The sequence below is a fragment of the Halobacillus salinus genome (genome assembly GCF_004684905.1).
Lineage (GTDB): Bacteria > Bacillota > Bacilli > Bacillales > Halobacillaceae > Halobacillus > Halobacillus salinus.
The window spans coordinates 634907-650904 of sequence record NZ_SRJC01000001.1 but is presented as its reverse complement, the minus strand read 5'-3'; the positions used below and the strand labels follow the sequence as shown (position 1 = coordinate 650904).

The 15998-nt window shown below is 43.5% G+C and carries 17 protein-coding genes and 1 other annotated feature; all 17 genes read right to left on the bottom strand.

Going from position 1 to position 15998, the window contains the following annotated elements; all coding sequences use genetic code 11:
- Nucleotides 1-21: 21 nt before the first annotated feature.
- Nucleotides 22-597, bottom strand: a complete 576-nt coding sequence (locus tag E4663_RS03565; RefSeq protein WP_079479463.1) for a TVP38/TMEM64 family protein — start codon at nt 595-597, stop codon at nt 22-24.
- Nucleotides 598-641: 44 nt separating this feature from the next.
- Nucleotides 642-920 (bottom strand): DUF1294 domain-containing protein, encoded by a 279-nt coding sequence (locus E4663_RS03560; RefSeq protein WP_135326706.1) that lies wholly within the window; start codon nt 918-920, stop codon nt 642-644.
- A 66-nt stretch (nt 921-986) separates the two neighbouring features.
- On the bottom strand, nt 987-1343 hold the full coding sequence (gene rplT / locus E4663_RS03555; RefSeq protein ID WP_079479461.1) for a 50S ribosomal protein L20: 357 nt from the start codon (nt 1341-1343) through the stop codon (nt 987-989).
- Between the two features lie 33 nt (nt 1344-1376).
- Entirely contained in the window at nt 1377-1574 is a 198-nt protein-coding gene (rpmI, locus tag E4663_RS03550) for a 50S ribosomal protein L35 (protein ID WP_079479460.1), read from the bottom strand.
- A 30-nt stretch (nt 1575-1604) separates the two neighbouring features.
- The gene (infC, locus tag E4663_RS03545) at nt 1605-2108 is read right to left on the bottom strand and encodes a translation initiation factor IF-3 (protein WP_079479459.1); all 504 of its coding nucleotides are present in this window, start codon (nt 2106-2108) and stop codon (nt 1605-1607) included.
- 81 nt (nt 2109-2189) lie between these two features.
- Nucleotides 2190-2312, bottom strand: a sequence feature (ribosomal protein L20 leader region).
- A 244-nt stretch (nt 2313-2556) separates the two neighbouring features.
- Nucleotides 2557-4506 (bottom strand): threonine--tRNA ligase, encoded by a 1950-nt coding sequence (gene thrS / locus E4663_RS03540; protein ID WP_135326705.1) that lies wholly within the window; start codon nt 4504-4506, stop codon nt 2557-2559.
- Between the two features lie 327 nt (nt 4507-4833).
- On the bottom strand, nt 4834-5646 hold the full coding sequence (gene ytxC / locus E4663_RS03535; protein WP_079479457.1) for a sporulation protein YtxC: 813 nt from the start codon (nt 5644-5646) through the stop codon (nt 4834-4836).
- Nucleotides 5647-5791: 145 nt separating this feature from the next.
- Nucleotides 5792-6724 carry a primosomal protein DnaI gene (gene dnaI, locus E4663_RS03530; protein ID WP_135326704.1) on the bottom strand — a complete coding sequence of 311 codons (933 nt, stop codon included), beginning with the start codon at nt 6722-6724 and terminating at the stop codon, nt 5792-5794.
- A gap of 17 nt (nt 6725-6741) precedes the next feature.
- Nucleotides 6742-8079, bottom strand: coding sequence for a replication initiation and membrane attachment family protein (locus E4663_RS03525; protein WP_135326703.1), 1338 nt, complete (start codon nt 8077-8079; stop codon nt 6742-6744).
- 121 nt (nt 8080-8200) lie between these two features.
- Nucleotides 8201-8665, bottom strand: coding sequence for a transcriptional regulator NrdR (gene nrdR, locus E4663_RS03520; RefSeq protein ID WP_079479454.1), 465 nt, complete (start codon nt 8663-8665; stop codon nt 8201-8203).
- A gap of 31 nt (nt 8666-8696) precedes the next feature.
- Entirely contained in the window at nt 8697-9068 is a 372-nt protein-coding gene (locus tag E4663_RS03515) for a cytosolic protein (RefSeq protein ID WP_079480865.1), read from the bottom strand.
- A 143-nt stretch (nt 9069-9211) separates the two neighbouring features.
- Nucleotides 9212-9589, bottom strand: a complete 378-nt coding sequence (gene speD / locus E4663_RS03510) for an adenosylmethionine decarboxylase (RefSeq protein WP_079479453.1) — start codon at nt 9587-9589, stop codon at nt 9212-9214.
- A gap of 250 nt (nt 9590-9839) precedes the next feature.
- Nucleotides 9840-10874, bottom strand: coding sequence for a glyceraldehyde-3-phosphate dehydrogenase (locus tag E4663_RS03505; RefSeq protein ID WP_135326702.1), 1035 nt, complete (start codon nt 10872-10874; stop codon nt 9840-9842).
- A gap of 133 nt (nt 10875-11007) precedes the next feature.
- Complete coding sequence (gene coaE, locus E4663_RS03500) at nt 11008-11607, bottom strand: dephospho-CoA kinase (RefSeq protein ID WP_135326701.1); 600 nt, start codon at nt 11605-11607, stop codon at nt 11008-11010.
- A gap of 12 nt (nt 11608-11619) precedes the next feature.
- Nucleotides 11620-12219, bottom strand: a complete 600-nt coding sequence (locus tag E4663_RS03495) for a manganese efflux pump (protein ID WP_079479450.1) — start codon at nt 12217-12219, stop codon at nt 11620-11622.
- A 64-nt stretch (nt 12220-12283) separates the two neighbouring features.
- Complete coding sequence (mutM, locus tag E4663_RS03490; RefSeq protein WP_135326700.1) at nt 12284-13108, bottom strand: DNA-formamidopyrimidine glycosylase; 825 nt, start codon at nt 13106-13108, stop codon at nt 12284-12286.
- Nucleotides 13109-13124: 16 nt separating this feature from the next.
- Complete coding sequence (gene polA, locus E4663_RS03485; RefSeq protein WP_135326699.1) at nt 13125-15758, bottom strand: DNA polymerase I; 2634 nt, start codon at nt 15756-15758, stop codon at nt 13125-13127.
- Between the last annotated feature and the right edge of the window lie 240 nt (nt 15759-15998).

The following is a 15998-nucleotide window of genomic DNA, read 5'->3' as shown; positions in this document are numbered from 1 at the left end:
GGAGCACTTGAACTATCCCTTTTAAGAGGAGGTCGTTTGAAAAAAGTCATTCCAAAGCACGACTTCGTATTTTTTGCGGATCAACACACACAATCCGACCAATCCAGCGGAGAACACGACCATCGCCGGTATGGAAAACAGTGAAATCCATTGGCCTACAGATGTATAGATGACGGCAAGCGGGAAGTTCGCAAACAAGGATGACTTCGTATATTGCTTGAAGTCGGCACTGATCTCTAATAAACAATAGGAAAGTAAATGAAAATGTATGAATGGCACTAAACGCAGAATTGCAACTTGCTGGACTGAGAGTCGAGCATGCTTATTCAACCATTTCTCCTTTAACCCTCTCAAACGTTCGAAACCTGACGGAAGTATGCGAATCGTCCGGTAAAAAAGCAGACTCGATAACATCGTTCCGACGACGGAATAAGCGGTTCCTGCGATTGGACCAAACAGAACTCCGCCTGTTATACACACAAGCATGACTGGTAAAAATAATAACGGACGCAATAAGTGGATGGCGATGAATAAGAGTGGTGCCAAGGCTCCCTGATGTTCTAACCATTGAAGGATTGCAGATGATGTCTCGCCCATTACACTCCCCTCCCTATCTACAGCTTATGAGATAGGTCTAAACCCTAGAACATCCCTTCTAACAACAATAACATCGTTAAGTACACAATTGATAAGCCAGGTAATCCGATCGCAAACGCTTTATGTTGGGTTTTATGTCGGAACAGTCGCATCGCAAGCCAGCCTCCTACAGCTCCCCCAAGAAAAGCAACGGTCCACAAAGTTCTTTCTTTGATTCTCCATTTCTCTTCTACAGCTCTTCGCTTGTCAGTCCACATCATTATATACATTGTGACATTCATAACGGAAAAGTACGTGAACAGGATCAGTCCCCATAACGGCATAGTAATTCCCTCCTATATGAAAAAAGCCATTTCCTACCGAACGGAAATGGCTTTAATTCTTTGAAATTATTTAAGAGCAGCTTTTGCTTGCTCTGCTAGGCTTGCGAAACCTTGCGCGTCATTCACAGCAAGATCAGCTAGCATCTTACGGTTCATTTCGATACCTGCAAGCTTAAGACCGTGCATCATACGGCTGTAAGAAATGTCGTTCATACGTGCCGCAGCGTTAATACGTGCGATCCAAAGTTTACGGAAATCACGTTTTTTCTGACGACGGTCACGGTATGCATACTGACCTGATTTCATTACTTGTTGTTTTGCAGTTTTGAATAGTGCGTGCTTAGAACCATAATAACCTTTTGCTAGTTTAAGGACACGGTTACGACGTTGACGTGTCACTGTTCCACCTTTTACTCGTGGCATGGTAATCCCTCCTAAATGTGTTTCTATCTATGATTAGTCGTTTGGAAGCATGTGCTTGATGCGGCGGTAGTCTCCAGCAGAAACTAGTGCATCTTTACGCAATTTACGCTTTTGCTTCGTAGATTTGTTAGCGAACAAGTGGCTAGTGTAAGCGTGAGAACGTTTCACCTTACCTGTTCCAGTCTTTTTGAAGCGTTTTTGAGAACCTTTGTGGGTTTTCATTTTTGGCATGTGAATTTCCTCCTTTTACTGATTCAGTTCTTACTTCTCGGCGAGAGGAGCAAGCATTAGGAACATACTACGACCTTCCATCTTAGGCTTCGTTTCGATTTGGGCAATATCTTTACATTCTTCAGCCATACGCTCAAGAACTTCTTGTCCCAATTCTTTGTGGGTGATTGCACGTCCGCGGAAACGAACAGATGCTTTCACTTTGTCGCCTTTAGATAGGAATTTGCGTGCGTTACGCAATTTCGTGTTGAAGTCGTGTTCTTCGATGTTCGGGCTAAGGCGAACTTCTTTCACCTTAATGACCGTTTGTTTCTTACGAGCTTCTTTTTCTTTCTTCTGTTGCTCGAAACGGTATTTTCCGTAGTCCATGACGCGGCAAACTGGAGGTTTCGCATTTGGAGCGACCATAACTAGATCCAGATTTGCGTTTGCAGCAATATCAAGCGCTTCGTTACGGGATTTGATTCCAAGCTGCTCCCCATTCACGTCGATCAGACGGACTTCACGGGCACGGATTTTTTCATTAACGTTCATGTTATCCTTGCTAATATTGAGCCACCTCCATCGTATTAGAGAAAACGTATAAAAGATCTGTCATCGACAAGGTTTTTGAAACCATAAAAAAAAGCGTCGGTACACATACTGCACCCACACTGATCCTGTCAAAAAAGGAATTCATGACCTGCCAACTGCTTTTCGCGTCGATCAGGTGAGAAGCGGGTGCTTCTACTTGTCTCTAGATCCGTTCATTCATTTACCTAAACTATATTAGCATGCCTTTATCAACATGTCAACAAAAACATGCAGATAATCATGACTACCTTTACTAGAATAAGGGATGGTCCAAGAAAAATCAAGACTTTATCTTGAAAGAGTTTAATAAGATGCTTTTGCATTGAAACTGAAAGCGATTATAAGATAAGCAAGACAGCAGATTTTTGCATATAAAAAAGCCGCGGGATAGTTCCCGCGGCTTTTGCTATTACTTACGTAAAAGCTTCTGATCAATTTCATTTCGTATTTCTGATTTGAATGTCTCAACAGGCTTTGTTTCAGAATCCTGTTCCCCGTAGCGACGGACATTCACAGCATTATCTTCAATTTCCTGATCTCCGACAACCAGTTGGAACGGTACTTTCTGCATCTGAGCTTCACGGATCTTGTAGCCGATTTTCTCGTTACGTTCATCAAGCTCCACACGGATCCCCGCTTCACGAAGTTCATCTTCAAGTTTCTTAGCGTAGTCAAGGTGCGCCTCGACGGATACTGGGATGATCTTCGCTTGAACTGGAGAAAGCCAAGTCGGGAATGCTCCTTTGTATTCTTCAATCAAGAAGGCAACAAAACGCTCCATAGTAGATACGACACCTCGGTGAATGACGACAGGACGATGATCGTTCCCGTCTTCCCCAACGTAAGTGAGGTCAAAACGCTCTGGAAGGTGGAAGTCGAGTTGGACAGTGGATAACGTCTCATCTTTGCCTAAAGCTGTTTTCACCTGTACATCCAGCTTCGGACCGTAGAACGCCGCTTCGCCTTCTGCCTCTACGTATTCAAGTTCCATCTCTTCCATAGTTTCTTTCAGCATTGCCTGAGCTTTATTCCACATCTCGTCGTTATCTACATACTTCTCCTTATCAGCCGGATCGCGATAAGATAAGCGGAAGTAGTAATCGTTCAGACCAAAGTCCTTGTAGACGCGCTGGACAAGGTTCACCACACGTTTGAACTCATCTTTCAATTGGTCAGGACGAGCGAAGATGTGCGCATCATTCAGAGTCATGGCACGTACACGCTGCAGGCCGGCAAGGGCTCCAGACATTTCATGACGGTGCATTGTGCCAAGCTCAGCAATACGTACCGGCAAATTACGATAGCTGTAGAACTGGTTTTTATAAACCATCATGTGGTGCGGACAGTTCATCGGACGAAGCACAAGGTCTTCGTTGTCCATTTCCATAGTCGGGAACATATCGTCTTGATAATGATCCCAGTGTCCACTTGTCTTATACAGTTCCACATTACCTAGTACGGGAGTATAAACGTGATCATAACCTAGGCGTTCTTCCGTATCGACAATATAACGTTCAATTGTACGACGAATTGTTGCGCCTTTCGGAAGCCAGAGCGGAAGGCCTTGTCCGACTTTCTGATTAACTGTGAAGATCTCAAGTTCTTTCCCGAGTTTACGGTGGTCACGTTCTTTCGCTTCTTCTAACAAGTGAAGATACTCTTCAAGATCGGCTTTTTTCTCGAAAGCTGTTCCGTATATGCGTTGCAGCATCTTATTGTCGCTGTCTCCACGCCAGTACGCACCGGAAATGTTCAACAGCTTGAAGATTTTGATCTTACTTGTCTGTGGTACGTGGACACCACGGCAAAGGTCGAAGAATTCTCCTTGCTTATACAGTGTCACCTGTTCTCCTTCCGGAATATCCTCAAGTAGCTCAAGCTTCAAGTCATCTCCGATTTCACGATACTTCTCCTTCGCTTCCTCGCGAGAAACTTCGATACGCTCCACTTCAAGGTTCTCATCAACAATACGCTGCATTTCTTTTTCAATCTTAGGAAGGTCTTCCGGTGTTAAAGAATGCTCCATATCAATATCGTAATAGAACCCGTTTTCGATGACTGGGCCAACTCCGAGTTTGACATCCTCTCCATACAGTCGTTTGATGGCTTGTGCCATTAAGTGTGCTGTCGAGTGACGAAGCACCTCGATACCTTCTGGATTTTTGTAAGTCAGAATCTCGATGTCACCGTCTTGCTCAATCGGACGTCGCAAATCGTATGGTTCGCCGTTCAGCTTAATAGCAAGAGACTGCTTCTTTAAACCTGGAGAAATAGAATGGGCAATCTCTTCTCCTGTCGTACCCCGATCAAATTCCTTTGTATTGCCATCTGGAAAAGTGATTTGAATCGCATTCGCCATGTGTAACACTCCTTTTATATAAAATGAAAATAAAAAACGCCCGCCCCTTAGCTGATCTGCTAAGGGACGAGCGTATCACTCGTGGTTCCACCCAAAATTCCCGTACAAAGGTACGGCTTCATTCATCCTTATCGCGGACCAGACGCTGTTCATTACTAGTTGATCGTTCACAAACAGAGCTCCAAGGTGGTAAACATATGAGACAACATCAAGGAGCTTTCAGCCGGTGACTCCTCTCTCTATTCATGCGTAACTCACTGTTCTTGTCCTTATCTAAGCCATCAATATTTTGGTATGTAGATATTATATCCATATGCAGTCATGAAATCAAGCAATTTCAAAAGGAAATTCTGCTGTATTTCTCCACACCACTTTTTCTTCAAAAATATTTTGCAGCAACTCAAAACTAGAACCTTCCCGATCGTCCGAGTAAATAATAAGTTCATTCGGAGCATGAACAAGCGCAGGCGTAAGACACCAACTCTCCGGAAGGTCGATGATGGAATCATCTGGATACAGGCGCAAGTACAGGTCCGTTTCAGATGGACGAATCCTGTTTCCTTCATCATGAAAATACCTCCACCCATCCTGGTCAAGAAGGTGGATTCTCTGAACACCAGTATCCTTCTGATGAACGCGCTGACGCCAGGAATCAAGTAACAATTGATAGGATTCCTCTTGCTTGTATTCGTCAATAAGAAAACCTGTATATTCCACCAGTTCACTGTGTACAGTTTGCAAACACGAAACAGAAAGATCGTCGAAGTGAAGCCACCACTTGCCGCGCAGTTCGTCTTCCACCGTTGCTCTTATAAGATCCAAGACCGGAGGGAGCACCAGGCCTTTTGGAGCCTCTGCTTCAAATTGTTGACCTATCTCTAAGATTCGCTGTATTTCCTGTTCCTCATTGAAATGGTAGCGATGCCTAAGCACCCCTTCAATCCAACCGAGCCACTTCCTCGCTAAGATAAGCTCCATGCACGCATGCACCATTTCGGTGAACGTCTTTTTACAAACGTCTCCTTCTTCGAGGTACACATCATACGTATCCATCTGCAATCTCCAACGTTTTGATTCCCGGACGACTATATTATAAAAATAACGCGCTTCCTTCTCTTTTGAGAAATGTACACATACCACCAAGATTCCTCCTCATCCCAACATTCCTATCCATGCTTGTCTCTTTCACATGTCCGTTCTTAAATAGGTATAAGGTGATCTATTCCATCTTATATTTATGTGAGGAATGAGGTGTTCATGCCATGATCTCTTCAATATGTGAATTTTATGAGCGACGGTTTTCTCCATTTACCACAACGGTTCTGCTTAATTGTCGAATCCTTTCTGTAATCCGCTGTGCCTTCACCTTCTCAACATCCCCTCGATTACTTGTCATCATGACTTTCTCAAGGTCTTCCATACTATAGTTGGAGCTGAAGAAGACAGGTAGTCTCTCCATCATTCGGTATTGCAAAATCGAACCAAGGATCTCATCACGGAACCAAGCAGACTGGGACTCCGCACCGATATCATCCAGCATCAACACTGGAGTCTCTTTAAAGGCTTGAATCTTTTCGCTCATAGAATCATCTTTTATCGATGCTTTGATCTCCCTTACAAATTCAGGCATATAGATCAACATAGAGGGAATACCTTTAGCACTTAATTCGTTGGCAATCGCACCCAGGAAGAACGTTTTTCCGACTCCGAACGGGCCATGGAAATACAGCCCTTTACTTGGCAATTCGTCTCCCAAATCCTGAATATACTGAATCGTCTGCTTGACGGCATTACTTCTTGAAGGATCATGAGGGTCTATTCTATTGAGCGTCGCTTCTAATATCTCTCTCGGGATATGAAGACTCTTGATAAGGGACTGTTGTTTTTCCTGCTGTTCATGCTGACGTTGTCTTGCGCACTTATCATAGGCGAGCTTAATTTCCTGCCCTTCTAGTTCGATACGTGGCACATAGCCAGGAAGCATATTAATACACTCATCTCTTGATGGACACTTCTCACAATTCTTCGACTGCGTTTTATATTCATAAAGCTTAATTAAGTGTTTTTGAAGACTTTCCTCTGTTACGGATGGGTGCTCTTTCTTCCATGCCTCAATTTCAGGGGATTGCAGCACCTCTTCTTGCATATGATTCATTCTCTTCTGAAATTCTTTATGGTCTTTCATCCAGTTTCTCAAAGATCTCTGAATGGGTTCCAAGGTGGCACCTCCTTATTCTACCTTCCTCGCTCTGTCAACTGTTTCAATTGCTCGGCAAGTTCATTCGTATCAACCGCTGCTTCTTCGGTTGTTTGCTCGTTCCGTTTTTTCTGTTTGTAAAACCAATCTGGAATGACTTCCTCTTTGGAGCCCTTCCGTTGATAAGACTTCTGCTGTTGTCCCCACTGTTGATACTTTTGGTGTTCTGCCGTTGCTAAACTCATAGCCTGATGAACGGTTTGGACATTCTTCCTAGCCCAATGGCTCGCAATCTTTTCGACATATGGTTTAGAAAGTTTTTTATCCGTTCTCAGCATGACGTAATGAATCAGAACGTTCATGACCCCTGGTGCCAACCCTTGCTCCGTCATAATGTCTCTTACGACTTTCAAGTCTTGATCTGCAGCACGGTTTCCTCTAGAGAGGTCTTCTAATAGTTCACGAGGTGAAATTTGTTCAAAGCGCTCTGCCAGTTGGTCACGCTTCGTCTTTGCCGTTTGTTCAGAGCTTTGGACTTTCTCCCGCAAGTCGAGCTTGAAGTCTTGTTTAGCTGCTGGCTTTTCTTTCATGAAATCATGACACGCTGTCTTTAGTTCTTCCACTACAAGTTCATTATTTTCATCTATCGCCCAGGTAACGGCTTTCTCAAGTTCTATAGACGTTAAATTGTAAAGCGTAGCCAATTGCGCAATCAAGCGTTTATTGGACCCCGTCAGGATCTTCTCGCTCATATACATTTTATCCTTCAACGCCTGATTCAACCAATCAAAGTCGACCCGGTTCTCTTGGAGTACCGGTCCTTCTTGTTTACCGTCTGAAGGTTCCGTGTGTACAGGAGCAGGTCCGTTCGTAACGGCATGGTACACTTCATCAAAGTTTGACGTTACTTCTTCATATCCCTCTAAAGAGATCGGCGATTTAACAAGCCTCTCTTTTAATTGCTCATACTTCTCCTTACCAATTTCATGATAAAGAAGCAGCGAAAGCATATCATCACGAAAGAATTCAGCAGGGGAGAACGGCGGATACAATACGTAAACATATTCATCATGTGTATCCATCTTACCCTTCTGATAAGTGCGAAGTAGTCCGATTGCTTCTAAATGCTTCCTCGCTTCGTAAATTTGATCAAGAGGAGCTGATAGATACGACATAAGTGTATGATGAGATTGAACGTGGTCACTATCATTTATTTCATATTCAGAAACAAGCGTCTGGTATAAAGCGATCCCTAACCTTCCGACGATAGGTTGATATAAATGAGTCATCGCTCTTTCAGAACCTTTAGGGAGTTCCCCTCGCTTCATCAGTTTAAAACCGTCAACAGGTAACAATTTTCCTATTGATGAATTCACAGTCGTCACCTCCGACACCTTTCTTGAACGAAGATGTTAAGCAAAACCTCCCTGAACCAAGATCCTGCTTAACATCTTCGTTTCTAATGGATTGAAAAAAGAAAATGAGCCACCTCAAGGCTCACTCCTCATCTTCGTGTTTAATTAATTCTTTCAATTCATCGATGAATACATTAATATCTTTGAATTGACGATACACCGAAGCGAAACGTACATACGCCACTTCATCAATATCAGACAATCTCGCCATCACCATTTCACCGATATCTTTACTCATAACCTCCGAAACCCCGCGGTTCCTAAGTTCTTTTTCCACTTCTAGGGTAACTCTCTCTAATTCCTCTACAGCAACAGGGCGCTTTTCACATGCACGGATTAAGCCCCGCATCAGCTTCTCACGGCTGAATTCTTCCCTTGTTCCTTCTTTCTTCACAACAATAAGAGGCACTTCCTCTATTCGTTCAAACGTCGTAAAACGGAACTCACACTTCTCGCACTCCCGACGTCTTCGAATGGATTGTCCTTCTTCAATCGGCCTGGAGTCAAGGACTTTCGTGCTCTTATAGTGGCAATTAGGACATTTCAAATTTGATCAACTCCACGTCGTCTTCTTAATATTAATCGGGGTCGATGACCGTAAACTTTTGGTCCAATTGATCATAAAAGTTAAGGATCAAATTCCGACTGTAACCAAAGTCAACTGGGCCACCAGAATCGGTTGTTACCGAGAAATCGACAGCTGTACGAAACGGTCGAACCATGATGACTGTTGCCACAACGAATGCTTTTCTTTTCCCTTTATACCTAACAGTGATTTCGCCTCGTTCTCTTGAAGATCCTGCGATTGTAGATGATGAGAACAGCTCTTCCACCGCTTGAAAGACATCGTCTCGTTTGGCTTTGTAATAATGTGTAACTAGTTGTTCATCTTTATGTTGTTCATCTGTTTCTGAATGTTTACTCAGATACTTCGAAATAAATGCCTTCAAATCCCCCAACCCTTTCCTACCATTCGACATATTCTTTCTCCATTTTAACACGTTTCATAGAAAGAGGGAAAGATACCTTGTAGAGATGACAAAAGCCACACAGCGTATCGATTGGCTGCGTGGCTTTCGGTTGGGTTTCATTATTATAAGGCTCGGGACTGTTGTACTTCAACTGGTCCCATACCTCTTGGTACTTCGACCGTTTCGTTTCTTCCAGCTTCCAAAGCTTCCACGATGAAATGCGCGGCAACATTTGGATCAATCCGGTCTCCACAAGTGTATACATCTATACTTGCATATCCATGTTCCGGAAAGCTGTGAATCGTCAAATGTGATTCTGATATAATGACAACTCCGCTGACACCGTGAGGGGCGAATTTATGAAAAGCAACCTCTCTCACTTCTGCACCAGCCTTAAGTGCTGCATCCACAAAAACTTGCTCTATATACGACATATCGTTCAATTTGTCTTCATTACAATCCCAAAGTTCAGCAATTACATGTCTTCCCATTGTATCCATTTCAGGATCCCCCTTTGTACATTAACTTCTATCTGCTTCTAAATGACAGTCATGAACTACCACGGGGGAAAGTTAGTCCTGAGAGGTCCTAACCCTTTGAGTAGACATGATATCCATATAAATCAGAAGTTCAAAAAGAAGTATATACGGTTTATCCCCATATTGCAAGGCTTATTTCGATAAACCTAAAAAACTGGATGGTTTATTTTCCCTGCTCCTCATTATAGGACACAATAGGCGAATTGGCTAGTTAAGAAACGCGAGCCGTCCGTTCTTGCTGCATGAATTGACCGACGTATTTTGCCAGGTCTACTACGCGACAGGAATAGCCCCACTCATTGTCGTACCAAGCAAGCACTTTCACTTTCCTGTCCTCCACTACTTGGGTAGATAGACCATCGATTATCGCGGATGAAGGAGAAGTCGTGTAATCGATCGAAACAAGCGGTTCGTCATTAAACTCTAGTATTCCTTTCATCTCGTTCTCAGCTACATCTTGAAAAGCTTGATTTACTTGTTCAGCCGTTACATCTTGTTTCAAATCGACGACAAGGTCCACCAATGAAACGTTAGGAGTAGGCACTCTCAAAGCCATTCCATTAAGCTTTCCTTTTATACTAGGGATGACCTCCCCAAGGGCTCTCGCCGCTCCTGTAGAGGTAGGAATGATGGATTGCGTGCATCCTCTTGCTCGTCGTAGGTCTTTATGGGGATTGTCGAGGTTTTTCTGGTCATTAGTAAATGCGTGAACTGTTGTCATAAGTCCATTCTCAATGCCGAACCTGTCTTCTAACACCTTCACAACAGGAGCAAGGCAGTTCGTTGTGCAAGAGGCGTTTGAGATAACATCATGTTCTTTCGGTACGTAGGTCTTTTCATTGACACCCATTACCACCGTAGCGTCGACCCCTTTTCCAGGAGCTGTAATGATGACTTTCTTCGCACCTGCTTCTAAATGAAGTTCCGCTTCCTCTTGTGTACGGAACTTTCCAGTTGCTTCGATTACAATATCTACACCTAAGTCTGCCCACGGTAATTCTAATGGGTCACGGGTGGAACAAAGCTTTACCGTCTTCCCGTTCACTTCAATCCCGTCTTCCGTCGAAGAGATCTCCCCATCAAAGCGTCCATGGACACTATCATACTTCAACATATGGGCAATGGTTTCTGCAGGGTAACTAGCATTAACAGCCACCAAATCTAAAGAATTATCTGTTACTGCCTTTCTAAATACCATTCTCCCTATTCTACCCAAGCCATTAATGGCAATCTTTGTCTTCTTCATCACCCTAGCCCCCTATATATGATATACTCTTTAATCGCTTTTTTCAGAAATAGTATAACATATTGTAAGCGCTTTTTCGATTTAGTTTACGAATAAAAAGAAAAAAACACGTCAGGGTCACCCCGACGTGTTATTATACGATATCCCACCGATGAAGTATGTCTTCTAATTGTTTAAAACTATCATTGATTGTTCCTGTGTTGTCAATCACTTCATCCGCTCTTTCCCGCTTTGATGAAATTGGGATCTGGGACTGAATACGTTGCATCGCTTCCTTCTCAGCGGACTGGTCCCTTTCCATCAATCGTTCGAGCTGTGTTTTTTCATCTACGTAGACCACGAGAATACGGTCCACATAGTCCATCAGTTCACTCTCAAATAACAAAGGTATATCTAGAACGACCGCTTTTCTATTTTCTTGTTTGAAACGGTCACGCTGGTCCACCATTTCCTTCCTTACTTCAGGGTGAACAATCGCATTCAGTTGCTTACGCTTCTCTTCTTCTTTAAAAATGATGCTGCCAAGTGCTTTACGATCAATTTCTCCATTATCATGGAGTACGCGTTCTCCAAACGTGCGTACAATTTCTTCATAAGCTTTCTGACCCGGCTCCACCACATCGCGCGAAAGTTGATCTGCGTCGATGACAGGAATATCGAATTCCTGAAACATATTAGATACCGTACTTTTCCCTGTTGCAATACCACCAGTTAAACCGATCACGAGTGTCATGATATTCATCCTTTATGCTAGCTTTATTAGTCCGATAATGATTAATAGTACTCCAGGTAAGATAGAAACACTTGCAGCTTTCTCATTCCATTTCGCCCCGCACGTAACTCCTGTAAAAAGCATCAGACAGGTTGAGATCGTGATGAGAACAGCCGTCAAGAAAGGAGAAATGCCTACGAATGCACCACTCACCCCAGCTCCGACAGTATCCAGCGAAAGGGCCGCTCCGAGCAGCCAGACTTCTTTACCGACGATCCCGCCTGACCGGTCGACATCAGCAGCGAGCGGGTCGTTCAAAATCCGCTCAGGATGCAGCCATGGCTCATCCCCTCCTGCGTCATTCGGCTTTCTGAAATACTGCCACAGAAAATAAGCGCCAATCATGATTAATGCAAGAGCGCCGATACGCTCTGCGGCCTCAGGAGATATGAAACGCAAGAGGAAGTGTCCGCAGTAGGAGGAAATACAGAATACGACTCCAGATAACATGGCTATGAGCAACATGCCACCCAACCGAATTCGGACACCTTGCATACCAAGCACACAACCAATACCGAAACTATCTATGCTTACCGCGAGTACAAATAAAAACGTAAAGATCACCGTGCCCATATACGTCACCTCTGGTCCGATTTAAAGAGATGGAATAGTATATGGGCTCTGGTCTAAGGTGTGATTACTTCTGACAAGTCGGACAGATGTGTGTCCCTCTGCCCCCTACCTTCAATTTCACAATTTCAGATCCACACGTCGCACAGTTTGTATCCTCTTTACCATACACGTTCAACTTCTGTTGGAACATGCCGATCTGCCCTTGACTATTTAGATAAGAGCGAATGGTCGTTCCACCTTGGCGTACAGCTTCTTCAATAATTTCAATACTAGCTTCTCTGAGACTTTCCGCCTCTTCAATCGAGAGGGTGTTGGCCAATCGCTCAGGGTGTACCTTAGCTTTATAGAGTGCTTCATCGACATAGATATTCCCTAGTCCTGCCACGACTGATTGGTCGAGTAATACAGTCTTTATATTCCGCGTGGTTCGTTTCAGCTTGTTATGGAAATATTCGAGCGTGAATGCTTCATCAAACGGGTCAGGTCCAAGCTGATTGAGCGGCTTCTCTTGGAACTCTTCCCCTTTGTTGAAAATATGCATCGTTCCAAATTTCCGAACATCGTCATATCTTAGCTCTGTTCCATCTGTGAAGTGGAAGATGACGTGGGTGTGCTTCGGTTTATCTACTGATGCATCATATACGCCGAATTTTCCTTCCATTCGCAAATGTGAAACGAGAGAGAGGTCGCTCAGCTCAAAAATCATGAACTTCCCCTTTCGCTTAATATCTACTATCGTTTGACCTTGCAGTCGTCGTTTAAACTCCTCAGGATCTAAAGGACGCTTGATAATATTTCCCCAATAAACAGACACCCGCTCGATAGTCTTGTCTTTGACAAGTTGAAGGAGCGTCTGTCTAACTGTTTCGACTTCTGGCAATTCTGGCATGTTTCATTCTCCTCACTTACTTCGCATCGTACCAGGTAGGACCGTAGGAATAATCGACCTCAAGCGGTACATCAAGATCGACCGTTTCCACCATGACGGATGCTACAACCTCTTTCAGCTTTTCTATTTCTTCCTCAGGTGCTTCTAAAATCAATTCATCGTGCACTTGCAAAAGCATGCGCGCTTCGAAATTTTCTTCTTTCAATCGATGGTCAAGGTCAATCATCGCTTTTTTGATAATATCCGCTGCGCTTCCTTGAATTGGTGAGTTCATCGCCGTACGCTCTGCAAAACTACGCTTATTGAAGTTGCGGCTTGTGATATCAGGAAGGTACCTTCTTCGGTTCATAAATGTTGTAACGTAACCGGTACGCTTCGCTTCTCTCACAGTCTCATCCATATATTCTTTGACTCCTGGGTAACTTTCAAAATACTTATCGATAAAAGCTTGTGCTTCTTTCCTTGTGATTCCAAGACTTTGAGACAACCCATAATCACTAATACCATAGACAATGCCGAAGTTTACCGCTTTCGCCTGACGACGCATGTCTCCTGTGACCTCTTCTTGGCTGACCCCGAACACTTCACTTGCTGTTTGAGTGTGGATATCCAACCCTTCCTTAAAGGCCTCCATCAGTTTTTCATCTTGAGCAATGTGAGCGAGCACCCTCAGCTCAATCTGAGAATAGTCACTTGCAAACATGACCCAACCTTCCTTGGAAGGAACAAATGCCTGTCTGATCTTACGGCCTTCTTCCAAGCGAATCGGGATATTCTGTAAGTTCGGGTCGATGGAACTTAATCGCCCGGTCTGAGTTAAGGCTTGGTTGAAGCGGGTATGAATTTTGTGCGAATCTTCGTGCACCACTTTTAGAAGTCCCTCAATGTAGGTAGACTTCAATTTCCCTAACTGCCTGTACAAGAGGATCTTAGGGATAATCTCATGTTGGTCTTGCAATTGTTCCAGCACATCAGCTGATGTAGAATAACCCGTCTTTGTCTTTTTAATAACAGGAAGCTCTAGCCTTTCGAAAAGGACCGGTCCTAACTGCTTCGGAGAGTTTAAATTAAACGATTCTCCGGCAAGCTCGTAAATCTCGGCCTTGACCTTTTCGAGTCTTCCTTCCAATTCTTCTCCCATGCCTCGTAAGCGATCTACATCAAGAAGTACGCCTCGATGTTCCATTTGACCGAGAATGAGGGCAAGAGGCATCTCCAGTTCTTTGTATAAATCGAACTGTTCATTTTGCTTTAATTGATCTTCTGCTACACTCTTCAGCCGGTAGACCATGTCTGCCTTACGCCCTATATGATGATGGAATGTGTCCTCATCATCAGGACGCTTCATCTTGGCCCCTTTACCATACACTTCCTCATCATACTGGACACCTGTTTCTCCCATACGATGACTTATAGCTGGGATATCGTGATTATTTTCTGCGGGATTTATTAAATAAGAGCCAAGTAGTAAATCAAAAGAAATACCCTTTACATGGATATCGTAACGAAGCAAAGCAACTGTCACTGCTTTTGCATCAAACACCCATTTCTCTTGACTTGGATCTTCCGCCCACGCTTTGAACGCCTCCGATTCAGCTGCCTGCTCAATCGTCATGACGTATTTATGATCGTCATTAACAATCGCTATCCCTTCGATTGGGGCTTGATGGTAGTTATCATATAACATCTCGACAACCATAGACTCCTTACCAGTGAATAAATCAGAGGTGATTTCTTCCACCTTCTCCACCTTGATCTCTGGCAAGTCTTGTGTCGTCTCGCCCTCCTCCCCTTGCACTCTGGAAAGCAAGGATTGGAACCCTAATTCCTTAAAGAATTGCGTCACCTTCTGTGATTCATATCCAGGAAAAGCGAGGTCCTCTAATGTAACTTCGATCGGTGAAGTTCGGTTTATCGTAACAAGTTCTTTACTCATGAACGCGTCATCTTTATGAGTTTCTAGCTTCTCTTTCAATTTCTTTCCGCTCACGTCTCCTAGATTATCGTAGACTTGTTCTAATTTATCGAATTGTTTCAGTAGTTTAACAGCCGTTTTTTCTCCGACGCCTGGAACCCCAGGGATGTTATCTGAACTATCTCCCATCAAGGCTTTTAGGTCGATGATTTGATCAGGACGTACTTCCATCTTTTCCATAAGGAAAGCAGGATCATATGTATCGACATTCGTGATCCCTTTTTTCGTTAAGCTAACTGTGATGTTATCACTTACGAGCTGTAACATGTCTTTATCTCCTGAGATAACCTTAACGTCCAACCCTTTATCTCCAGCCTTTGTTGCTAGGGTACCGATGATGTCATCCGCTTCATACTGAGGGAGCTGGTAATATTTCACCCCGAAAGCATCCAGCAATTCTTTCAGAACAGGAAACTGTTCGGAAAGTTCAGAAGGTGTCTTCTGTCTGCCACCTTTATATTCTTTGTACGTTTCGTGTCGGAACGTCGTCTTTCCTGCATCGAATGCAACAAGCAGATGATCAGGCTTGTCCTCTTCAAGTATCTTTAAAAGCATTGTTGTAAAACCGTATACGGCGTTTGTGTAAACACCTTTGTCGTTATTTAACAAAGGTAAGGCGAAAAACGCCCGATAGGCAATACTGTTCCCATCTATTAATACAACTTTTTCAGCCATTCCATCCACTCCTCTAAACATTAAAATACGTCTTTTTTCTTTATTCTACCATGATTGCAGTAGAGAAGAAAAAGACGTACAAGCGTTACTATTCAAAAATCCCGGATTACCTATTTAGTTTTACAAATTATTTCATAAAGATGACGATAAATTAATATGACATAAAAAAAGACAGAAGCGAGGGAAGCTTCTGTCTAAAAGAGAAAACACCTTGGATGAAAGGGTTTCATAGGTAATTTA